21 protein-coding genes are annotated in these 21984 nt (G+C 71.6%); 10 read left to right on the top strand and 11 right to left on the bottom strand.

Annotated elements, in window-relative coordinates; genetic code table 11:
- Positions 1-89: 89 nt before the first annotated feature.
- From ACQPYE_RS09290 to ACQPYE_RS09280, 3 genes are read right to left on the bottom strand one after another with little or no spacing between them, the layout of a single operon-like run.
- Complete coding sequence (locus ACQPYE_RS09290; protein ID WP_498720600.1) at positions 90-1229, bottom strand: hypothetical protein; 1140 nt, start codon at positions 1227-1229, stop codon at positions 90-92.
- Positions 1223-2479 carry a glucarate dehydratase family protein gene (locus tag ACQPYE_RS09285; protein WP_498720599.1) on the bottom strand — a complete coding sequence of 419 codons (1257 nt, stop codon included), beginning with the start codon at positions 2477-2479 and terminating at the stop codon, positions 1223-1225. The genes ACQPYE_RS09290 and ACQPYE_RS09285 overlap by 7 nt, the downstream gene beginning before the upstream one ends.
- Entirely contained in the window at positions 2476-3378 is a 903-nt protein-coding gene (locus ACQPYE_RS09280; protein ID WP_498720598.1) for a 5-dehydro-4-deoxyglucarate dehydratase, read from the bottom strand. Before ACQPYE_RS09280 ends, ACQPYE_RS09285 begins: the two co-directional genes overlap by 4 nt.
- Positions 3379-4147: 769 nt before the next feature.
- Here ACQPYE_RS09280 and ACQPYE_RS09275 point away from each other — a divergent pair.
- From ACQPYE_RS09275 to ACQPYE_RS09260, 4 genes are all read left to right on the top strand, one after another.
- The gene (locus ACQPYE_RS09275; RefSeq protein ID WP_073895339.1) at positions 4148-4930 is read left to right on the top strand and encodes an IclR family transcriptional regulator; all 783 of its coding nucleotides are present in this window, start codon (positions 4148-4150) and stop codon (positions 4928-4930) included.
- Between the two features lie 29 nt (positions 4931-4959).
- Positions 4960-5781 (top strand): NAD-dependent epimerase/dehydratase family protein, encoded by an 822-nt coding sequence (locus ACQPYE_RS09270; RefSeq protein ID WP_498720596.1) that lies wholly within the window; start codon positions 4960-4962, stop codon positions 5779-5781.
- Entirely contained in the window at positions 5778-7274 is a 1497-nt protein-coding gene (locus ACQPYE_RS09265; RefSeq protein WP_498720595.1) for an aldehyde dehydrogenase (NADP(+)), read from the top strand. Before ACQPYE_RS09270 ends, ACQPYE_RS09265 begins: the two co-directional genes overlap by 4 nt.
- A 128-nt stretch (positions 7275-7402) precedes the next feature.
- On the top strand, positions 7403-7954 hold the full coding sequence (locus ACQPYE_RS09260) for a hypothetical protein (RefSeq protein ID WP_498720594.1): 552 nt from the start codon (positions 7403-7405) through the stop codon (positions 7952-7954).
- Between the two features lie 10 nt (positions 7955-7964).
- Here the strand turns inward: ACQPYE_RS09260 and ACQPYE_RS09255 are convergent, their stop codons facing one another.
- The 4 genes from ACQPYE_RS09255 to ACQPYE_RS09240 form a co-directional block, all read right to left on the bottom strand.
- Positions 7965-8900 (bottom strand): sigma-70 family RNA polymerase sigma factor, encoded by a 936-nt coding sequence (locus ACQPYE_RS09255; protein WP_498720592.1) that lies wholly within the window; start codon positions 8898-8900, stop codon positions 7965-7967.
- Positions 8901-8910: 10 nt separating this feature from the next.
- A complete protein-coding gene (locus tag ACQPYE_RS09250; RefSeq protein WP_498720591.1) occupies positions 8911-10074 on the bottom strand; it encodes an NAD(P)/FAD-dependent oxidoreductase in 1164 nt (387 codons plus the stop codon).
- Positions 10075-10307: 233 nt separating this feature from the next.
- Positions 10308-10484 carry a DUF397 domain-containing protein gene (locus ACQPYE_RS09245; RefSeq protein WP_498720590.1) on the bottom strand — a complete coding sequence of 59 codons (177 nt, stop codon included), beginning with the start codon at positions 10482-10484 and terminating at the stop codon, positions 10308-10310.
- Positions 10481-11335, bottom strand: a complete 855-nt coding sequence (locus ACQPYE_RS09240; RefSeq protein ID WP_498720589.1) for a helix-turn-helix domain-containing protein — start codon at positions 11333-11335, stop codon at positions 10481-10483. Before ACQPYE_RS09240 ends, ACQPYE_RS09245 begins: the two co-directional genes overlap by 4 nt.
- 205 nt (positions 11336-11540) lie before the next feature.
- Between ACQPYE_RS09240 and ACQPYE_RS09235 the strand changes: the two genes are divergently transcribed.
- From ACQPYE_RS09235 to ACQPYE_RS09210, 6 genes are all read left to right on the top strand, one after another.
- Positions 11541-12875 carry an AAA family ATPase gene (locus ACQPYE_RS09235; RefSeq protein WP_498720588.1) on the top strand — a complete coding sequence of 445 codons (1335 nt, stop codon included), beginning with the start codon at positions 11541-11543 and terminating at the stop codon, positions 12873-12875.
- Positions 12876-12882: 7 nt separating this feature from the next.
- Positions 12883-13623, top strand: coding sequence for an HNH endonuclease (locus tag ACQPYE_RS09230; RefSeq protein WP_498720587.1), 741 nt, complete (start codon positions 12883-12885; stop codon positions 13621-13623).
- 106 nt (positions 13624-13729) lie between these two features.
- Entirely contained in the window at positions 13730-14701 is a 972-nt protein-coding gene (locus ACQPYE_RS09225; RefSeq protein ID WP_498720586.1) for an ATP-binding cassette domain-containing protein, read from the top strand.
- A complete protein-coding gene (locus tag ACQPYE_RS09220; RefSeq protein ID WP_498720585.1) occupies positions 14698-15501 on the top strand; it encodes an ABC transporter permease in 804 nt (267 codons plus the stop codon). Before ACQPYE_RS09225 ends, ACQPYE_RS09220 begins: the two co-directional genes overlap by 4 nt.
- 96 nt (positions 15502-15597) lie before the next feature.
- Positions 15598-16149 carry a hypothetical protein gene (locus tag ACQPYE_RS09215; protein ID WP_498720584.1) on the top strand — a complete coding sequence of 184 codons (552 nt, stop codon included), beginning with the start codon at positions 15598-15600 and terminating at the stop codon, positions 16147-16149.
- Positions 16146-16823, top strand: a complete 678-nt coding sequence (locus ACQPYE_RS09210; protein WP_498720583.1) for a hypothetical protein — start codon at positions 16146-16148, stop codon at positions 16821-16823. Before ACQPYE_RS09215 ends, ACQPYE_RS09210 begins: the two co-directional genes overlap by 4 nt.
- A gap of 125 nt (positions 16824-16948) precedes the next feature.
- Here ACQPYE_RS09210 and ACQPYE_RS09205 read toward each other — a convergent pair whose 3' ends face one another.
- The 4 genes from ACQPYE_RS09205 to ACQPYE_RS09190 all read right to left on the bottom strand — a co-directional run bounded on the left by ACQPYE_RS09205 (position 16949) and on the right by ACQPYE_RS09190 (position 21983).
- A complete protein-coding gene (locus ACQPYE_RS09205; RefSeq protein WP_498720582.1) occupies positions 16949-17275 on the bottom strand; it encodes a hypothetical protein in 327 nt (108 codons plus the stop codon).
- A gap of 226 nt (positions 17276-17501) precedes the next feature.
- Complete coding sequence (locus ACQPYE_RS09200; RefSeq protein ID WP_498720581.1) at positions 17502-18275, bottom strand: GntR family transcriptional regulator; 774 nt, start codon at positions 18273-18275, stop codon at positions 17502-17504.
- A 59-nt stretch (positions 18276-18334) separates the two neighbouring features.
- Entirely contained in the window at positions 18335-19168 is an 834-nt protein-coding gene (locus ACQPYE_RS09195; protein WP_498720580.1) for a glutamate ABC transporter substrate-binding protein, read from the bottom strand.
- Positions 19169-19304: 136 nt separating this feature from the next.
- A complete protein-coding gene (locus tag ACQPYE_RS09190) occupies positions 19305-21983 on the bottom strand; it encodes a bifunctional acetate--CoA ligase family protein/GNAT family N-acetyltransferase (RefSeq protein WP_498720579.1) in 2679 nt (892 codons plus the stop codon).
- Position 21984 lies beyond the last annotated feature (1 nt).

Below are 21984 nucleotides of genomic sequence, written 5' to 3'. Positions count from 1 at the left end.
CACTGACCGGCGCTTCTGAGTGTTGAACTCGGGGTGTCTGAACGTAGGACTCTCGCGGGGTGAACGTAGGACTCTCGCGTTTGTCGGGGTTAGGGGGTGCGGGGGAGGGCTGCGATGGCGTGGCGGAGGGCGTCCAGGCGGGACGCCGAGGCCAGGCCCGCGTGGTACAGGTGGAACTCCTGGACGCCGGCCTCCGCGTAGGCCAGCCACTCCTTCAGCAGTTCGTCGCCGTCCGCCGGCTTCGGCGGCAGGGCCAGCACGTACGCGGCAGTGCGCACGTCGGCTTCCGCGCGCAGCGCGCGGATCGCGGGCAAGGACGCCTCCACGCCCGGCCAGCACGTCAGCGTCAGCACGTCGACGTCCGCGTCGACTCCCCCGGCCACCGTGGCGAACGGCCCGGTGCCCCACGGGTCGGCCGTCGCGTGCGCGGCGATCCGCGTGCCCGGCGACGTCGACCTGATCAACCCCACGAGGTCGCGGCGAAGCGAGCGGGAGATCTCCGTGCGCACGTCGCGGACGGAGTCGGCCCGTTCACCGAGAGCCTCTTCCACGCTGGTGACAGCGTTGTCGACCCCTGCACGCACCAGCGCGCGCAACCCTTCCGGGTCGTCGTGACGCCGCACGCAAGCCCCGCAGAAGCACAGCGACAGCAACTTCTGCTGCACGGCCGACCAGTCCGCGCCGTCGGTCTTCTCGTGGTGCCCGCCGTGGAAGAACCCGAGCGGCCCGCACGCCTCCAGCACGATCCCGTCCGGCCGCCCCACCTCCAGCACCTCGGACACCACCGTCCGGGCGTACTCGACCACGTCGTCGTTCGACGGGCACAGCGCGTACGGGTACAGATCGCCGAAAGCGTTGCGCACCACCACGTCCGGGTGAGCATCGCCCAACCGACTGCTGTGCGTCAGCACGGTCCACGCGTACACCGGCAACCCGGCCGCCCGCAGGGCGTCGGACGCCTCGCCGTAGGAGTCGTCGCTCTCCATCCAGGACGGCGAAGCGGGCACCAGCCGCTTGCCCCGCCACGCCTCCTCCCGCACCGGCAGGTAGAACGCCGCGTGCCGCGCGTCCACCATCCGGTGCGAAGGGTGGAACGGCGTCGCGGCCCGCACCGTGTGGTAGGACGCGGCGAGGGCCACCGCGTCCACACCCAACGACGCGATCCGCTCGACAGCCGACGGGTCGCCTACGACGTCCCAGGGGTACACGTGCGCAACGGTGGTCACCACCGGGGGCGCTTCCTCTCATAAGACGGGTCGTGCTTCTGCATGTAACCGGTGTCGTCGCGCTGCACGAGGCCGCACGTCCGGTAGTTCTCCGCGAGCCGTGCCAGCGCGTCGCGGTCCAGCTCGACGCCCAGCCCGGGCGTGGTCGGCACCGGGATGGCGCCGTCCACGAACGTGAACGGCGTGGTGATCACGTCGTCCGCGACGTTCCACGGGTAGTGCGTGTCGCACGCGTAGTTCAGGTTCGGCGTGGCCGCGGCGAGGTGGGTCATCGCGGCCAGGCTGATGCCCAGGTGCGAGTTGGAGTGCATGGACAGGCCGATGCCGAACGTCCGGCAGATCGCGGCCAGCTCCTTGGACCGCGACAGGCCGCCCCAGTAGTGGTGGTCGGACAGGATGACCTGCACCGCGTCCACCCCCACCGATCGGGCGATGTGCTCGAACGCGATGACGCACATGTTCGTCGCCAACGGCATCGGCGCGCGGGCCGCGACCTCCGCCATCCCGTCGATGTCCGGAGCGGGGTCCTCCAGGTACTCGACCACGCCGTCGAGCTCCTCGGCGACCTTCACCGACGTCTCCGGCGTCCACGCCGCGTTGGGGTCCAGCCGCAGCGGGTGGTCGGGGAACGCCTCGCGCAGCGCGTGGATCGCCTCGATCTCCTGCTCGGGCGGGTGCACGCCGCCCTTGAGCTTGATCGAGCCGAACCCGTGCCGCTCGATGAGCATCCGGGCCTGCTCCACGATGCCGGCCGGGTCGAGCGCCTCGCCGAACTCGTCCGGCTCCGCGCCGGGGTGACCGGCCCACTTATAGAACAGGTACGCGCTGTACGGCACGGCGGTCCGCACGGCGCCGCCGAGCAGGTCGCTCACCGGGCGGCCGAGCGCCTTGCCCCGGATGTCCCAGCACGCCACCTCGAACGGCGAGAACACCCGGTCCACAGTGGACTCGACGGTCAGCGGCCCGGTCAGCCCGTGCCGGTCCGACCCGGCCTCGCCGCCGAGCGCCGTCGCGATCCGGGAGTGCATCTCGTTCAACCCGTGCACGTCCAGGCCCACCAGCGCGGGTGCGGCCGTGCGCATCCGGGTGAGGTGGCCGATGTCGCCGTAGCTCTCGCCGAGTCCCGAGATCCCCTCGTCGGTGTGCACCTCCACGATGGTGCGCAGCGCCCACGGTTCGTGCACGCCCACCGAGTTCAGCAGCGGTGGGTCGTGGAAGGCGACCGGGGTGATGGTGATGTCGGTGATCCTCATGCGGACAGGCTCCGACCTGCCGCGACGACTTTCTCCAACTCCGCCACGTGCTCGGGGGTCGGGTCCAGCAGCGGCGCGCGGACGCCGCCGACGTCGAGCCCGGTGGCCCGGACCGCCGCCTTCACCAGTGACACGGCGTAACCGGGGACCTTGTCGCGCAACTCGACCAGCGGCTTGTAGAACTCCAGCAGGTACCGGTTGATCAACGCGTCGTCACCGTTGCGCACGGCGTGGTAGAAGCCGAGCGAGATCTCCGGCGCGAAGCAGAACACCGCGGACGAGTACAGGTCCACGCCGATGCCCCGGTACGCGGGCACGGTCAGCTCCGCGGTCGGCAGGCCGTTGAAGAACTGGAACGGCTTGTCGATCGCCGCGCGCACCGCGAGCACGATGCGGTGCAGCAGGTCGATGTCGCCGAGCCCGTCCTTGAACCCGACCACGGTCGGCAGCGACGCGACCTCCACCGCCGTCTCCGGCGTGAACACCGCGTTGTTGCGCTGGTAGACGATCAGCGACAGGTCCGACGCGCCCGCCACCTCCGTCACGTACCGGACCAGCCCCTTCGGCGGGTTGGACACCAGGTACGGCGGCAGCAGCAGCAGACCGTCCGCACCGACCCGTTCGGCGGATCCGGCGATCCGCTTGGCCGTCGGCAGCGGGCCGCCGACACCCGCGAACACCGGCACCCGCCCGGCGGTCGCCTCGACCGCGACGGCCACCGCCCGTTCGACCTCCGACGGCTCCAACGCGTGGAACTCGCCCGTGCCGCAGGCGATGAACACGCCGCCCGCGCCCGCCGCCACCCCTCGTTTGACGTGCTCGGCCAGCACGTCCTCCGCGAGCGCGCCGTCCGCGTCGAACGGCGTCACCGGGAAGAACAGCACCCCATCCAGTTGCATACCCAGACCTTCATCCCTTGATCGCTCCCGTGGTGATCCCACGCAGGAAGGACTTTCGCGTTCCTCGCGCGGCAGCGCGCAGGCGGCGGGCGCGCTGACGGCGAGGTGAAGCAGCAGGGGCACCATCGGCGCTGATGAGCGAGTCCCCGCCGACGTGGCAGTGGTTCGGGTGTGGTTCCGCGGGGCGACCCCGAGGTCGGGATCGCCCCGCGGGGTGGGCCACGACGGCACCGCCGCCACTGGCCGTCGCACCCACGTCCGAGGCGGTGTCGACCGGTGTCACCGGGACACCTTGAGCGAAGGGACGGCCCGAGTCCAGGAGTTGCGCAACCCCGGCCGGCCGCGGGAGTTCACCGGTTCGGCGGACGCCGTCGTCGGTCCGGCCGGCACCGTCGTCGGCCCGGCGGACGCCGTCGTTCCGGTGGGGTCCGCCTCGGCGCGGAGCCGTGCGCCGGGAGACTGGGCGCGGACCTCGGTCGACCTCGCGGCGCGGCGCGTTCGGGCCGAGGGCGGCACGTGGCGGTGCGCCGCTCCGTCGGATGGCCGGTAGCCGCAGGTCGGGTGCGTGATCGGTCCCGCAACGGTCGCTACAGCGACGGCCGTGGCGCACCGGCGGGAGGGTGTCATGGACGGCGACTCCTTGTTCACGGCCGTACTGTTCATATATATGAATCGCGGTCGTACTTGTGAACGTGTTGGGCGGACTGTAAGAATCGGCGCAGCGACGTGTCAAGAGCGTGTTGCCGGAACGTTTCCCGTGGAGGACTTGGTGACTGGACCCGCGTCACCCGCTCGGCCGAACGCGGTCAAGTCGGCCGATCGGACTGTGGAACTGCTCGAAGTGCTGTCGGCATCGGACCGCCCGCTGACCTTGACCGAACTGCACCGCGAGCTGAGCTACCCGAAGTCGAGCCTCTACATGCTGTTGCAGACGCTCGTCGCCAGGGGGTGGGTGGAGCTCGACCCCACCCGCGGCACGTACGGCATCGGCGTGCGCGCGCTGCTCGTCGGCACGTCGTACCTCGACCACGACCCGGTGGTGCAGGTCGCCATCCGCGTGATGGAGCAGGTGCGCCGGGAGATCAACGAGACGGTCCACCTGGCCCGCCTCGACGGCGCGGACGTGGTCTACCTGGCCAGTCGCGAGTCCGAGCACCACCTGCGCGTGGTGTCCCGCGTCGGACGGCGGCTGCCCGCGCACTCCACGTCGCTGGGCAAGGCGCTGCTCGCCGCCCGCACGCCCGCCGAGGTCGACGCGATCCTGCCCGCGCGGCTGACGCCGCTGACCCCGAACACGATCATCGAGCGCCCGGCGCTGCACGCCCAGCTCGCGGGGTTCCGCGCGGTCGGGTACGCGCACGAACGCGAGGAGAACACCCCGGGCCTCGGCTGCTTCGCCGTCGCCCTGCCCTACCGCAACCCGGTGCTCGACGCGATGAGCTGCTCGGTGCCGCTGGGCAGGCTCGACCCCGACCACGAGCGCCAGGTCGTCGAGGCGCTGCTGCACGCGGCCCGCACGATCACCGAACTGCTGCGCCAGTTCGGCCGCTGATTCCTGTTCCGATTCCGAAAGGGCTCGACGTGACCGAGCGAATCCTCATCACCGGCGCCGCCGGCATAGTCGGCACGCTCATGCGCACCCGACTGGCCGCGCCGGACCGGACCCTGCGCCTGCTCGACATCGCGCCGCTGCCGGCCGCCGCCGACGGTGAACGGGTCGAGCTGGTCACGGCCTCGGTGACCGACGAGGCCGCGATGGAGGAGGCGTGCGCGGGGGTCGACGCGGTGATCCACCTCGGTGGGCACAGCCTGGAGCGGCCGTGGGCGGAGATCCTGGACGTCAACATCAACGGCACGCACGTGGTGCTGGAGGCGGCGCGGCGGGCCGGGGTGTCCCGGGTCGTGCTGGCCAGCTCCAACCACGCGGTCGGGTACCACGAGCGCGCTGCCGGCGAGGCGGGCGACTACCTGTTCCCCAAGCCGGACACGTACTACGGCGTGAGCAAGGTGGCGTTGGAGGCGTTGGGCAGCCTGTACGCGTCGCGGTACGGGATGGACGTCATCGCGGTGCGGATCGGGTCGTGCTTCGAGAAGCCGCGTGACGCGCGGATGTTGTCGACGTGGTTGTCGCCGGACGACGGGGCGCGACTGTTCGAGGCCTGCCTGTCGACGCCGTCGCCCGGGTTCCGGGTGGTGTGGGGCGTTTCGGACAACACGCGGCGGTGGTTCTCGCTGGGCGAGGCAGAGGCGCTGGGGTACAAGTCCGAGGACGACTCCGAGGTGTTCGCGGAGGAGGTCCTCGCCGGTGGCGCGCCGGACCCCGGTTCCCCGGCCCTGACGTACCTGGGCGGCGTGTGGTGCACCCCCGAGTTCGACACCGCGGTGAAGGAGGCCGGCCGATGAGCGGCGGCGTGCAGGGGTACAACCCCCGGACGGGCGAGCCGGTCGGCGAGGCGGTGCCGGAGACGTCGGACGTCGAGGTGGACGAGCTGGCGCGGGCCGGCGAGGCGGCGTTCCCGGCTTGGTCGTCGTTGCCGGCGGTGGAGCGGGCCTCGGTGCTGGACGCGGTGGCGGACGCCCTGGGCGCTTCTTCGGCCGAGCTGGTCGAGCTGGCCGACGCCGAGACGGCGCTGGGCGTGCCCCGGTTGACGACGGAGCTCAAGCGGACGACGAACCAGCTGCGGCTGTTCGGCGAGGTGCTGCGCGAGGGCAGCTACGTCGAGGCGACGTTGGACTCGGCGAACCCGGACATCATCCCGCCGAGGCCGGTGCTGCGGCGCCTGCTCCGTCCACTCGGGACGGTGGGCGTCTTCGCCGCGTCGAACTTCCCGTTCGCGTTCTCGGTGGCGGGCGGCGACACGGCGTCCGCGCTGGCCGCGGGCTGCCCGGTGATCGTGAAGGCGCACCCGTCGCACCCCGGCACGTCGCGGGAGACGGCGCGGATCGTGGCGTCCGCGGTGCCGGCGGGGGTCTTCGGGATCGTGCACGGCCAGGAGGCCGGCGTGGCGCTGGTCAAGCACCCCGCGATCAAGGCGGTCGGCTTCACCGGCTCCACCGCGGGCGGTCGCGCGCTGTACGACCTGGCCAACGCCCGCCCCGATCCCATCCCGTTCTACGGCGAGCTGGGCAGCGTCAACCCGACCGTCGTCCTGCCCGACGCCGCCGCCGCGCGCCCCGAGGGCTTCGCGGCGGAGTTCGTCGGCTCGTTGACGCTCGGCGTGGGCCAGTTCTGCACCAACCCCGGCCTGCTCTTCGCGCCGGCCTCCCTCGTCCCGGCCTTGGCGGACGCCGTCACGGCCGCCGCGGGCGGCCCGATGCTGAACGAGCGGATGCGCGACTCGTACCGCTCCGGGACCGACGACCTGGCCGCCTCCGGCCTGGCCGACCTGGTCGCCGAGGGCACCGCGCCCACCGAGGGCTGGAGCGTCGGACCGCGCCTCTTCCAGGTGCCGGTGGCGACGTTCGCGGACAACCTCGACAAGCTGACCGAGGAGCACTTCGGCCCGGCGGCGGTCGTGGTGACCTACGACGACCCGGCCGAGCTGGAGCCGGTCCTCCCCCGGCTGCCCGGCACGCTCACCGGCACCGTGCACGCCGCCGACTCCGAGCACGAGCGCGCGGGCCGCGTCGCCGAGGCGCTGCGGCCGGTGGTGGGCCGGCTGATCTTCAACGGCTGGCCGACCGGTGTCGCCGTGGCCTGGGGCATGCACCACGGCGGACCGTGGCCGTCCACCACGAACCCGCTGCACACGTCCGTCGGGGCCACCTCGATCCGGCGGTGGGTGGCACCGGTGACCTACCAGTCCTGGCCGGACGCCCTGCTGCCCGCCGAGCTGCGCGAGGGCAACCCGCTGGGCATCCCGCGCCGGGTGGACGGGGTGCTCGGGGTCCACTGAGCGACCCGCCACCCCACCGAGCGACCCCGTCCACTGGGCGGGGTCGCTCGCCGTGCGGGGGAACCGGGTCGTCGCGCACCACGTCGGTTGTGGGTGGGATCAGCCGACAAGACGGGGCAAGCGCAGTGATGGATACCTACCGCATCTCGATCGACGGCAGAGCGGGCGCGACGCTGCGTGGACGGGTGCACATCATCAACCCCGACGCGGAGGCGGTTCCGCCGGGTCGGGACTTCGCGCTGCGGGTGATCGTGGAGGTGTGGCACCGGATCCGGCACGGGCACTTCTTCACGTCCGCTGAGGAGAACCTGCCCGACGACCGGCTGCACCTCCGCCTGGAGGAGCTGGGCGGCGTGGTGGAGGACCTGCGGTCGGTGTTCGAACCGCTCAGGGCGTTGGACCGCGGGGACGCCCGTGCGTTCCACGAGCGGGCGTGTCAGGTCGTCGTCGACTACCGCCTCGGCGAGGTCCGGAACTGGCCGCCGCCGTGGGACTTCGGCGATGAGGACGACGAGGAGTACGACGAAGGCGCGTACGCGGACAAGTTGGCCGCGATGACGCTGGAGGACTACCCGTACGCCGAGTTCACGATCACCGTGGACGACATCCGCCACGTCGCGCACATCGGTGGCGGCATCCACTTCGCCACGGCGATCCACGGCGGGTTCGGCTGGGAGTGATCGGCGCTGGTCACCACGCTTCGATGAGCGGGGCGTCGTGGTCGTGCCGCCGCCACTGCTCGGTCATGCGGCCGAGTCGGGACGGCGAGGCCACGCCGCGCACGGTCGCGATCTTGCCGTCGCGGACCTCCAGGACGCCGACGCCCACGACCCGGTCGTCCACCACGGCGATCACGGCCGGTGTGCCGTTGACCAGGCCGGCGTGGATCGCCACGGCGCCACCGACCAGCCTGCGCTTCGCGGGGGTCGGCTTGAAGCCGGCGCGCAGGGCGGCGGCGATGCGCTCGGGAGCCGAGTACCTCAGCAGCTTCTCGGACAGGCCGGCGCCGTCGGAGATCGCGGTCGCGTCGTCGGTCAGCAGGGCCACCAGGCGTTCGGTCCGGCCGGAGGACGCGGCGGCGAGGAACTCCGCCACGATCCGGCGCGCGGAGGCGCGGTCGACCTCGCCCAAGGTGCGCCCGGCGGCGACGTGGCGGCGGGCGCGGTGGGCGTGCTGCTGGCTCGCGGACTCGGTGATGTCGAGGATCCCGGCGATCTCGGCGTGACCGTAGGAGAAGGCCTCGCGCAGGACGTAGACGGCCCGCTCGACCGGCGTGAGGCGTTCCAGGAGGGTCAGCACCGCCAGGGTGACCGACTCGCGCTGCTCGACGGTGTCGGCCGGGCCCAGCATCGGGTCGCCGTCGAGGAGCGGTTCGGGCAGCCAGGCGCCCACCGCGCGTTCGCGCCGGGTCTTGGCCGAGCGCAGCCGGTCGAGGGACAGGTTCGTGACGACCTTGGTCAGCCACGCCTCGGGCACCTCGATGTGGCCCTGGTCGGCGGCCTGCCAGCGGAGGAACGCGTCCTGCACGGTGTCCTCGGCGTCGGCGGCCGAGCCGAGCAGGCGGTAGGCCAGCGAGGTCAGCCGGTCCCGGCCAGCCTCGAAACGCGCCAAGGTCGCGCTGTCCATGGCGGTCACGCTAGGCGACGACCGCTTCGGCGGCCTTGGCCAGGTGGTGCCTGCGGGTCGGCATCCCGAAGGTCGGGTGGGCCATGCCGAAGGCGGCGCCCCGGAGGACGAGCGCCTTGACGCGGGCGGCCGGGCGACCGCGCAGGGCCCAGCTCCTCGACCGCGCGTCGCCGTCGACCACCTGGAGGATCCCGTCCTGCCGACCGAGGCTGATGTGGTTGCCGACGTAGCCCAGGGAGCTCGTCGGGATCTCGCGGCCGGTCAGGTCACCGACGATCGCGGCCACGGCCTGCGCGCCGGTGCACCCGGCCGAGGCGCAGGACATCGGCAGCGGGCGGCCGTTGTCGCCGATGGCGTGGACGCTGTCGCCGGCGGCGTAGACGCCGGGGTGCGAGACCGAGCGCATCAAGCGGTCGACCAGGATCCGGCCGTTGTCCGCGACGTCGAGACCACTGGCCGCGGCGAGCGGGTGGGCGGCGAAACCGGCGGCCCAGACGGTCGCGTCGGAGGTGAAGGTCGTGCCGGCGGCGATGGCCGCGGTGGCTTCGACCCGGTCGACGGTGGTGTGTTCGTGGACCGTGATGCCGAAGCGGTCGAACGCGCGCCGCAGGTGGCGACGTGCCCTGGGGCCGAGCCAACCGCCCAGCTCACCGGTGGTGGCGAGGGTGACGTCGAGGCCGGGACGGGATTCGGCGATCTCGGTGGCGGCCTCGATCGCGGTCAGGTTGCCGCCGACGACCACGACCGCGCCGTGCCCGCCCAGCTGGTCGAGGCGGTGGCGCAGGCGGAGCGCCGACGGCCGGTCGGCGACCGGGAAGGCGTGCTCGGCCACGCCCGGGACGCCGTGGTCGGCAACGGCGCTGCCGAGCGCGTAGAGGAGGGTGTCGTAGTCGAGCCGGCCGTCGGTCGTGGTGACCGTCCGCCGCTCGGGGTCGACGGCGGTGACCCGGGCCAGGCGCAGGCGGATGCCGGTGCCCGCGAACAACTCCGCCAGGTCGTGGCGGCGGAGGTCCTGGCCCGCGGCGAGCTGGTGCAGGCGCATCCGCTCGACGAAGTCGGGTTCGGCGTTGACGACGGTGATCTCGACGTCGTCGGCGTGCAGGCGGCGGGCGAGCTGTCCGGCGGCGTAGCCCCCGGCGTAACCGGCTCCCAGGACGACGATGCGGTGCTTCATGGTGTGCTCCTGTCGGGTTCGCTCGCCCCTCTGAACGAGACGGCGATCCGATTCCTGACAGGACCTCGTTGTGGCGTGGGTCACCCGTCCCCTGTGGACGGCGGCGCGGGAGTCGACGCGGACTCGGTTTCGACCTCCTCCGGCCGGGGCCGTCGACCGTCCGCGCCGTCACCGCCACCCGCGGTGCGACGGTCACCGCGGCACCGCGGGCGGACGGCGGGTTGCGGTTGCGGTCAGATTCGCCGGAGGGCTGTGAGGAACGCCCGGAACGGGCGCTCCGCGAAGATCAATCTGGAACCTGGTCGTTTGCTGTCCCGGACGCTGGTCGTGTTCCGTCCCACGGCCAGCTCGACGCAGTTGTTGCCCGCGCCGGAGTACGTGCTCTTGCGCCACGCCTTGTCGTTGTTCATGTGTCCTTCAGTGCGGTTGCCAGTTTTCTGATCAGCGAAGCCGACTCCTTGGGCGAAAGGGCGACCTCGCTCACGATTTCCTCGAAGTGCAACAGGTACTTCTGCACGTCGGCGCGATTGTCCACCCACTTGCCACCACCCGCGTACTCCAGGTACACGGCCGAAGGATCACTTTCCTCGAAGCGGAGAGCGGTCGCGCCACCGCCCGACATCGTCCCGTGGGCGCCGGCGCCGAACGAAACCACTTGGATGGTGATGTTGTCCTGCTTCCCCTTCTCGAGCAAATGCGACAACTGCTCGCGCATGACGGTGGTGCCGCCGACGATCCGGTGCAAGGCCGCCTCGTCGATCACCGCGTGCAGCCGCAACCCCGGCAACCGGCGCTGCCGGTTGGCCAGTGCCGCGGCCACCTGTTCCAACGACACCGACGAGTCCATGAACCGCTGTCCCGCGAGCCTGATCGCCGCCGCGTAGGCGGGCGTCTGGAGCAGCCCCGGGATGACGATCATCTCGATGGTGCGCACCTCCGTGGCATCTGCCTCCTGCCGGGCGTACGTCCGTGCCTCCGGGGTGAAGGCAGCGGCGTGCACCAGGCGGGTGCCGTCCTGCTTCGCGTCCTCCCACAGCGCTTCCGCCTCGCGCCGCTCGGCATCGGTCGCCCCGTAGAGGCCGAGCAGCGCACCCAGTTCGGTCCAACTCGGACTGATGTAACCGTTCTCCATCCGCGACAGCGTCGACTGCGTCTTCCTGGTCAGCGCGTGGTAGTCGATCTCGGTCTTGCCCGCCCGCTTGCGCAATGCGTTGAGGAACTGCCCCAGCTTGCGCTTGCGTCGGGTTTGGACGGCTGCCATGCGGATCTCTCCTCGCTGGAAAAGAACTGCGAACACCCTAGTGCTGTTCCGCAGCCCGCTCTCGTTCACTCGATCGAGTTCAAAAGGTGCATATACGCCCTCCGCTCATCCCCGCCGTCGGTGGCGGCACCGACGCCGCCCGGCACGCCCCAGGACGCGCCCGACGAACCGGACGGGTGATCAGCGCGGACTAAAGTCTGGCCACATGTACATCTCGCAGGTCCGGCTGCGGAACGTCAAGGGGTTCCACGGCGCCCGCGAAGTGGATCTCAAGCTCACCGCGCCCGGCTGGACGGTGATCGCCGGCCGCAACGGGTCCGGCAAGACCTCGCTGCTGAGGGCGATCGCGCTGGCCGTGAGCGGTCCGGCGGTGGCCCGCAACCTGGTGCCGGACTTCGAGAACTGGGTCACCGCGGGACAGCGGGAAGGTGTCGTCCAGGTCCAGTTCACCCACGACCGGCGGGTGGAGCGGTTCGGCAAGGGCCGCCCGCCGGAGGGCAGGCTGTGGGCCGGCCTCGGCTGGACGATGCCCGACGAGGAGAGCCGACCGACGCACCGGGGCCTTCAGCCGTCGCTGAAGGAGAAGCTGGAGGGCAGCAAGACCGCCGCCCTGCGCGGACCGTGGCAGGACAACCCGACCGGGTGGTTCTGCGCGGCCTACGGCCCGTTCCGGCGGCTCGTCGGCGGCGCGGGCGAGGCCCAGCGGCTGATGCTCAGCCACGGTCCGGTGTCGCGGCTGGCGAGCCTCTTCCACGAGGACGCGTCGCTGGCCGAGGGCGTCGGCTGGCTGATCGAGCAGCACCTGAGGTCGCTGGAGCGCAGGCCGGGCGCGGAGGAGCTGAAGACCGTCGCCCTCGGCGTGCTGTCGGACGGCCTGCTGCCCGACGACTACCGGATCGAGGGCGTCGACTCCGACGGGCTGTGGGTGGTCAGCGGCGGGCACCGGTTCCCGCTGCGCGAGATGAGCGACGGCTACCGCACCGTCGCCGCGCTCGTGGTGGACCTGATCAAGCAGATCCACGAGTCCTACGGCGACCTCAGGACCACGCCCACCGCGCACGGCCTGGCCCTGACCGCGCCCGGCGTGGTCATCATCGACGAGGTGGACGCGCACCTGCACGTGTCGTGGCAGAAGCGGATCGGCGGGTGGCTCAAGGAGCACTTCCCGAACATCCAGTTCATCGTCACCACGCACAGCCCGTACCTGTGCCAGGCCGCCGATCCCGGCGGGCTGGTCCGGCTGCCCGGACCGGACCGGCAGGAACCGCCGCGGGTCGTCGACCAGGACCTCTACGAGCGGATCGTCTACGGCAGCGGCGACGACGCGGTGCTCTCGGAGCTGTTCGGCCTCGACACGCCCTACTCCGAACGCGCGCAGCAGCTGCGCGCCGAGCTGGTGGAGCTGGAGGTGGCGGTGATCGGCGGCACGGCCGACGCGCGCGCCGTGCGCCGTTACGAGGTGCTGCGCGCGTTGCTGACCAGCTCGCCCGTGGCACGCGCGCGTGAGGTGTCCGCGCGGCTGGAACGCGACGGGACGTGAACGGGACGTGATCCGGCTCGTCCGACCCGCGCTGCCCGCCGAACTGGCCGACCGGCTGCCCGGGCTGACCGACGAGATCGGGAACGCCGCCCACCCCACCCGCGCGGCACGCACGTTGTGGAAGCGCACCGCTGTGCGGCGGACCGTGCACGCGCCGTTGCGGCGGCTGCTGGAGGACATGGCGCCGGGCTACCGGCGGTGCATGTACTGCGGCGACAGCCAGGGCACGGACATCGACCACTTCGAGCCGCTGTCGCTCAACCCGCTGCGCACGTTCGACTGGCTCAACCACCTGCTGGCCTGCTCGACGTGCAACAGCAACCTCAAGCGGGACCGGTTCCCGGTGGCCGCCGACGGCACGCCGCTGCTGGTCGACCCCAGCACCGAGGACCCGTTCGACCACTTGCTGCTGACGCTGTCGCTGGGCGTCTACGTGGCGCGCACGGAGAAGGGCGCGGCCACCGTGGACGTCTGCGGGCTCAACCGGCCGGTGCTGACCCAGGGTCGGGCGCACGCGAGGCGGGTGGTGCTGATGTGCCTGGAGCGGTGGACGGCCGGGCGGGCGCTCGACTCGGCGGCCGAGATGCGCGAGGCCGTGCTGACCGTCCGGGGACAGCCGTTCGCCGACGTGTGCCAGGCGATGCTGCGGCTGGCGCGGTCGCCCGGCGCGGAGCGGGTGTTCGAGGAGACGCCGTGGGCCCTGACCGTGCTGCGGGACGACGAACTGCGCGCCCAACTGCTCGCGTGACGCAGGCGCAGGCCGGACCGTCCACAGAGCCCTCTCGCGCACCTGTGCCGGCTCCGGTCCGGTAAAACCGCCTGAAATTGTCGGACCTCCGGTCCATCATGGCCCGATGGCAGACGCAATCGTGGCCGAAGGACTGGTCAAGCGCTACGGGTCGGTGATCGCCCTCGACGGCCTCGACCTCGTGGTGCCGGAAGGGACCGTCATGGGCCTGCTCGGGCCCAACGGCGCGGGCAAGACGACGACGGTGCGCGTGCTCACCACGCTGCTGGAGCACGACGAGGGCACGGCGACCGTCACCGGCCTCGACGTCATCGCCGACGCCAAGGAGCTGCGCCGCCGGATCGGGCTGTCCGGCCAGTACGCGGCCGTCGACGAGAACCTGACCGGCTTCGAGAACCTCGACATGGTGGGCCGGCTCTACCACCTGGGCAAGCAGCGCAGCCGGGAACGGGCGCGCGAGCTGCTGGAGCGGTTCGACCTGGTGGAGGCCGCCGACCGGCCGGTGAAGGGCTACTCGGGCGGCATGCGCCGCCGGCTCGACCTGGCTGGCGCGCTGGTGGCCAAGCCGAGGGTGCTGTTCCTCGACGAGCCGACCACGGGCCTGGACCCGCGCAGCCGGCTCGGCATGTGGGACGTCATCGCGGAGCTCGTGGCGGGCGGCACCACGTTGCTGCTCACCACGCAGTACCTGGAGGAGGCCGACCGGCTCGCGGACAAGATCGCGGTGATCGACCACGGCCGGGTCATCGCGCTGGGCAGCGCGGACGAGCTGAAGGCGCAGGTCGGCGGTGAACGGCTGGAGCTGACCGTCAGCTCGGCCCAGGACGCGGCGACGGCGAAGGCGGCGCTGACGCCGCTGGCGATCTCGGAGATCACGGTGGACGAGCGCGGGCACCGGCTGACCGTGCCGGTGTCGGGCGGCGCCGACGTGCTGGTGGACGGCGTCCGGAGGCTGGACGCCGAGTCGGTCAAGGTGCTCGACATCGGCCTGCGCAGGCCGACGCTGGACGACGTGTTCCTCACGCTGACCGGACATGCGACCGGCGCCGAGGACAAGCAGGGGGAGCAGGCAGAATGAGCGCGTTCACGCAGGCGTTGGGCGACGGCGCGGTGGTCGCCAAGCGCAACCTCATCAAGATCAAGCGGGTCCCGGACCTGATCGTGTTCTCGACGTTGTCGCCGATCATGTTCGTGCTGTTGTTCGCGTACGTGTTCGGCGGCTCGATCGCCATCCCGGGCATGGACTACCGCGAGTTCCTGATGGCCGGGATCTTCGCGCAGACCGTGGTGTTCGGCGCGACGATCACCGGCGCCGGGCTGGCCGAGGACATCCAGAAGGGCGTGATCGACCGGTTCCGGTCGCTGCCCATGGCGCGGTCGGCGGTGCTGATCGGGCGGACCACCAGCGACCTGGCGAACAACGTCATCGTCGTGCTGGTGATGTCGGTGACCGGGCTGATCGTCGGCTGGCGGATCCACTCGTCGCCGCTGGAGGCGCTGGCCGGGTTCGCGTTGCTGCTGCTGTTCGCCTACGCGGTGTCGTGGGGCATGGCGATCGTCGGGCTGATGGTGCGCAGCCCCGAGGTGTTCAACAACGCCTCGTTCATCGCGATCTTCCCGCTGACCTTCATCGCGAACACGTTCGTGCAGGAGAGCAACCTGCCCGGACCGCTGAAGGCGTTCGCCGAGTGGAACCCGGTGTCGGCGGTGACGGCCGCGGCCCGCCAGTTGTTCGGCAACACCAACCCGCTCGCGCCGGCGGCGGACGTGTGGCCGTTGCAGCACCCGGTGCTGATGACGTTGATCTGGGTGGTCGTGTTCCTGCTGATCTTCGTGCCGCTGGCGATCCGGCAGTACCGCAAGGCGGTGGCGCGCTAGGCGGGACGGCGGCACGGGGTTTGTCAAGAGGCGAACAGGTTTCAGATCGGTCGCCTGATGGGTAGCCGGTGGACAACAGAGCCCTAGGAGGCGCAGATGTCCACCGGTACCACCATCGGCGTGATCGTCGTCGTGCTGGTCGTACTGGCCGCGATCGCGGTGCTGCTGAAGTTCGTGATGCAGCGCAAGAGGTTGCGCTCGAAGTTCGGTCCCGAGTACGAGCGGGCCCTTGAGCACAACGGCAGCCGCATGGCGGCGGAACGCGAACTCTCCGAGCGGGAGCGCGAGCACTCGAAGCTCGAACTCCGCACCCTCGACGCCACGACTCGCGACACCTACGCCCGCAACTGGACCCTCGTCCAGGAGCAGTTCGTCGACGAGCCGACCCAGGCGGTGAGCCAAGCGGACCACCTCGTCACCGACCTGATGGCCGAACGCGGTTACCCCACCGAGGACTTCGAGCGGCGCGAGAAGCTGCTGTCCGTCGAGCACGCCCGCACCCTCGACCACTACCGCGAGGCGCACTCGGTGGTCGAACGCCAGGAGCGCGGTGAGGCGACGACCGAGGACCTGCGCACCGCGATGGTCCACTACCGCACCGTGTTCGAGGACCTGCTGGGCGACCACCGGGAAGGGGCACGGTCATGACCGATCAACGTCAGCACCTCACCACCGAGGACTTCGCCGAGCGCACGCCGCTCGACCACGATCCGCTGGACGGCCACCGGGCCGAGCGCGAGCCGATCGAGCAGACCCCGGCCGACCGCGACGTCGCGGAGCCGAACCTGACCGACCAGGAACGCTTCGACCGTGAGCCGGTGGCGCACGAGTCGACCACGTACGGTTCTGCGACGCACGACTCCGCGACGGACGAGTCGGCGACGCACGAGTCGGCGACGCACGAGTCGGCGACGCACGAGTCGGCCACCCTCGACGAGCCGGTCGCGTTCGACGAGCACGACACCCGGCAGCAGCCCGCCGGGCACGAGGCCGTCGAGGGCGACGGGCACGAAGCGCCGGTCGAGCTGTCCGCGACCGACACGACGGCCGGCGACGCCCCGCTCTTCACCCCGGACGACGCGGCCGACTACCAGGCCGAGTGGCGCGCGTTGCAGGCCGACTTCGTCGACGACCCCCGCGAAGCCGTGCAGCGGGCCGACGAACTGGTCGCCCAGGTGATGCAGTCGCTGGCCACCACCTTCACCGAGCACAAGCACTCGCTCGAGGAGCAGTGGCAGCGCGGCGACGAGGCGCAGACCGAGGAGCTGCGACAGGCACTCAAGCGCTACCGCACGTTCTTCGACCGGCTGCTGTCCGTCTGACTGCCCGTTCGACGGTCCGGGTGACTGCCGGGTGGGTGCGAGCGTGAAACCGAAGGAGCGATGACTCCCCGTTGTGCGTCTGGCGACCCAGGTGCACAACGGGTGTTTCACGTCCGCGGCACGACTCAGCCCGGCAGTTCCCGGATCTCCATCTCCAGCACGTCGATCTCGTCGCTGATCGCCTCGTCCAGCATCCGGTCGAGCAGCTCGGAGCAGTCCGAGGACCCGATGCCGAACCGGGGCACCTGCTCCCACCACACCGCCGGGTTGTTCCAGAACGAGCCGGAACCCTGGTCGACGCGTTCGAGGCAGCGTAGCCGCGAATCGTCGTCCGGCAGTCGGCGGACGTGGTCGATGAACCGGGCCAGCGCGTCCGGGTTGATCACCGGCACCGCGCCGTACCCGCGCAGGCAGTCCTCGAGCTCCCGCAGGAACTCCTCTTTGAACGTCACGGCGCCACCCCCGCTTCCCCCGCGACCGCGCGGGTGAGGAGGACTCACGTACCAGGGCAACAACGGTACATCCGCCGGGGCGCGCAGAACTTGCTGCCAATGGGCGGTTTCCGGGAAAGATTCGCTAACGTTCCGCGCCCGGCCGCGTCGAGGACCCCGCCATTCCACTGTTATGTCCTCAGTGGACCGACGAGGTGTTCACCGCCCGGTTACCGTCGCGTGACCTTCACTCCGCGCGCAACCGCGCGATGAAGCTGAACCGGTCGCCCCGGAAGAGCGAGCGGACCCGCTCGATCGGCTCGCCGACGTCGTCGTGGGACACGCGGTGCAGCAGCAGCATCGGCAGCGCCGGGTTCGTGCCGATGAGCAACGCCTCGCGCGGCGTCGCCAGGACCGTCTCCACCCGCTCCTCGGCCTCGGCGAACACCACGCCCAGCCGGTCGGACAGGCAGGCGTACAGCGACGTGGTCGGGTCCAGCTCCTCCAGCAACGTCGGGAACCGCGCCGCGGACAGGTAGGTCGACTCCAGCCCGACCCGCTCGCCGTCGGCCAGCAGCACGCGTTCCAGGTGGACGACCTCGTCACCCCGCCCGATCCGCAGGTCCCGCGCCAGCACGTCGTCCGCGGGCAGGTGCTCGACGGTGATCACGCTGCGCGCCGCGTCGACGCCCTGCCTCCGCATGCCCTCGGTGTAGCTGAGCAGCGACAGCGGCTGCACCAGCTTGGGCGGCCCGACGTAGGTGCCGCTGCCCTGCCGGCGTTGCAGCTTGCCTTCGAGCACCAGTTCCCCGACGGCTTGGCGCAGCGTCACCCGCGACACCGCGAACCGCTCGGCCAGCTCCCGCTCCGACGGCAGCGCCGTGCCCTCGCCGAGGGCGTCGACGAGCCACAGCAGCTCGGTCTTCACCGCGTAGTAGCGCGGGATGCGGCCGTGCTCGGGGATGCCGGCGCGGACCGGCCCGTCCGCGCGGTACTGGGGCACGTAATGCGAGGCATGCACACAGCCGAGCCTACGGGGCGGTCCGGGCCGGTCGGACCGCTGACGGGGTGGGTCTCAGATCACGGCACGAGCGCCGGCGGCTCCGGGATGGCGTAACCGGAGGCTCCCACGTTGGTCTCCAACGACTTGCGCCACTCGCCGGTGTCGATCATCTTCCGAACGGCCGCGGTCACCTCGGCCTTGCTGGTCGGATCGCCCTTGCGCAGGCCGATGCCGTACTCCTCCTTGCTGAACGGCCGGTTGACCACGCGCAGCAGCTCGGGGTTCTGCGCGGCGTACCCGGCGAGGATCACGTCGTCGGTCGTCATGGCGTCCACCTGCTCGGCCAGCAGCGCCGTGACGCAGTCGCTGAAGTTGGGGTACTCCACCAGCTGCACCGACTGCGCGAACTGGTCCTTCACGTACTGCGCCGAGGTGGTGTTGGCCACCGAGCACAGCTTCAGGTTGCCGGAGTTGAGCGATTCCGGCCCGGTGATGCGCTCATCGGTCAACCGCACCAGCAGATCCTGCCCGGCGACGAAATACGGGCCTACGAAGTCGATTACCTCCTTGCGCTTGTCGGTGATGGAGTAGCTGGACACGACGAGGTCCGCGGCGCCGTCGACGAGCAGCTTCTCGCGTTCCGACGGCGTCGCCTCGGTGAAGGTGATGCCGGATTCCTCGACACCCAGTTCTTTTGCCACATAACGGGCCACGTCGACGTCGAAGCCGCGGTAGGTGCCGTCCAAACGGCGCAAACCGAGCCCCGGTTGGTCGTACGCCACGGCGATCGTCAGCTTGTCCGAGTTGTCCGCCTTGCCGGTGACGGTCGTGTCGTCACCGGTGGAGCACGACGAGAGGACAAGCGTGGCGGAACACGCCACGACAAGGGCGCGCAACGGTGCCAGAGCCATTCTTCCCCTTTTCGGGAGCTTCCTCGGGTTGCCGGGAAACTTAAGCGCCCCAAAGGATTTGGTCCATAGCCAGGAAGAAGATAGGGGAAACATGATCGGTCAAGGGTGACGTTCCGGTGTCGAGCGCGTGACGGTGCTAGCGCGCCCCTCCGGGCGAACGCAGCCGCCGGGGGCCGGTGTCGGGTCGCGACGGCGGCGGCCCCAGCGTCACCCGGGCGCTGCTGACGTACGCGCCGGCGGCGCTGGCCAGCACGGGTTCCAGCGACAGCTCCCGCACCTCGGGCAGGTCCTCGGCGAGCGCGGCGAGCCGCAGCACCAGGTCCTGCAACGCGGCCAGGTCCGCCGGCTCGTCGCCCCGGTACCCCGCCAGCAGCGGCGCGGCCTTGGGCGCGCGCACCAGCGCCGCCGCGTCCGCGTCCGTCAGCGGCACCGCCCGGTACGCCCGGTCCCCCAGCAGGTCGCTCACCAACCCCGACAACCCGAACGACACCAGCGTGCCGAACGACGGGTCGTCCTGGAGGCCCAGCACGCACGAGATCCCCTTGGGCGCCATGCGCTGCACGTACACGTCCGGCCGGTCGGACATCCCGGCCAGCATCCCGTACGCGGTGCGCACGGCCTCCTCGCCGGACAGGTCGAGCCGCACGCCGACCAGGTCGGTCCGGTGCCGCAGCCGGTCGTCGGTGGACTTCATCGCCACCGGGTAGCCCAGCTCCCCCGCCGCGCGCACCGCCTCGTCCGCCGAGGTCACCACCCGGAACGGCACGACCGCCACCCCGTAGCACGCGAGCAGCCGCACGGTCGTGCCGTCGTCGAGCAGCCGTTCGCCGTCCAGCCGTTGCGCCTCCACGACCGCCTGCGCGGCGGCGGTGTCGATGCCCTCGGGCCGGACGAACGCGCCCTGCGGCGCGGACCTCCACCGCGCGTACCGCGTCACGCGCGCCAACGCGAGCACAGCGCGCTCCGGGCTCGGGTAGGACGGCACGGAACCCCGGCCGGGCGCACCACCGGGACCGGGCACCGCCAGTTCGGCCGGCACGCCCTCCACGGCCAGGAACGTCGACGCGATCGGCTTGGTCCGCCCGCTCCGCTCCACCACCTCGCGCAGCGCGCGGGCGAAAGACGTGCCGGGCACCGCCAGCGGCGGCACGAACACGACCACCAGCGCATCCGCGTCCGGGTTCGCCAAGGCCTCCTCCACCGCCGCCGCGAACGCCTCGGGCCCGGCCTGCGCGCCCACGTCCACCGGCTCGCCGGCCAGCTCCAGGCCCTGTGCCAGCGCGGTGTCCGCCGCCAGCAGCCCGATCGCGGTCGAGTTGCCGACCACGGCGACGCGCGGCCCGGCGGGCAGCGGCTGGTGCGCGAGCAGCAGCGCGGTGTCGAACAGCTGGGCCAGCGACTCCACCCGGATCACGCCGGCCTGCTCGAACAACGCCTGCACGCTCGACTCGTCCACCGGCACCGACGTCGCCGCCAGCGCGGGCGTCACCGCGTGCCGACCGGACTTCACCGCGACGATCGGCTTGGTGCGACCGAGCCGGCGGGCCAGCCGGGCGAACTTGCGCGGGTTGCCGAACGACTCCAGGTACAGCAGCACCACGTCGGTGGCCGGGTCGGTCTCCCAGTACTGGAGCAGGTCGTTGCCGGAGACGTCCGAGCGGTTGCCCGCGGAGACGAACGTGGACAGACCGAGCCCGCGGTCGGCGGCGGTGGCCAGGATCGCGGTGCCCAGCGCACCGGACTGGCAGAAGAAGCCGGTGCGCCCGCGGGCCGGCAGCTTCGGCGCGAGCGTGGCGTTGAGGCGCACGCCCGCGTCGGTGTTCAGCACGCCCAGCGCGTTCGGGCCGACCACCCGCATCCCGTGCGCACGGGCCTCGGCGGCGAGCCTGCGTTCCGCGCTCAACCCGCCCGGACCCGTCTCGCCGAACCCGGACGTGACCACGACCAGCGCTTTCACGCCCTTGGCCAGGCAGGCGTCCAGCACCTCGTCCACGCCGGCGGCGGGCACCGCGACCACGGCGAGGTCCACGTCGTCCGGGATCTCCAGCACCGACGGGTAGGCGCGCACCCCGCGCACGGACCGGTGCTCGGCGTTCACCGGGTAGACCGGCCCGGCGAAGTCGGCGGCGAGCAGGTGCGTCAGGACCGCGTGGCCGATCTTGGTCTGGTCGGTGGACGCGCCGATCACCGCGATCGACCTCGGGTGCAGCAGGTTGTGCACGCTGCGCGCCTCGGCGGCCTGCTCGCGGGCGCGGGCCACCTCGACCGACTCCTCGGTCGGGTCGATGTCGAACTCCAGGTGCACCACGCCCTCCTCGAACGCGCGGCTCACGCCGTAGCCCGCGTCCCGGAAGATCCGCACCATCTGGCCGTTCTCCGCCAGCACCTCGGCGGTGAACCGGCTCAGCCCCCGTTCCCGCGCGGCCGCGGCGAGGTGTTCGAGCAGGATCGAGCCGAGGCCGCGGCCCTGGTGGGCGTCCTCCACCACGAACGCGACCTCGGCCGAGCTCCCCCCGGGAGAGCCGGCGCCGCCGAGGCGGTCGTAGCGGCCGACGGCCACGATGTCGTCGCCGAGCAGCGCGGTGAACGCCACCCGGTCGACGTGGTCGACGGTGCTGAAGCGTTCGAGGTCGCGCTTCGGCATGCGCGGGTAGGGGCCGAAGTAGCGGTAGTAGCGGGTCCGCTCGGACAGCCTGCCGTGGAACGCGAGCAGCTTCTCCGCGTCGTCGGGCGTGATCGGGCGCAGGTGGACCGTGCCGCCGTCGCTGAGCACGACGTCGGCCTCCCAGTGCCTCGGGTAGTCGAACGGGTCCACG

This window comes from Actinosynnema sp. CA-299493 (assembly GCF_050946825.1).
Taxonomy (GTDB): Bacteria; Actinomycetota; Actinomycetes; order Mycobacteriales; family Pseudonocardiaceae; genus Actinosynnema.
The sequence above is the reverse complement of the archived record's forward strand: the minus strand, read 5'-3'. Positions and strand labels throughout refer to the sequence as shown.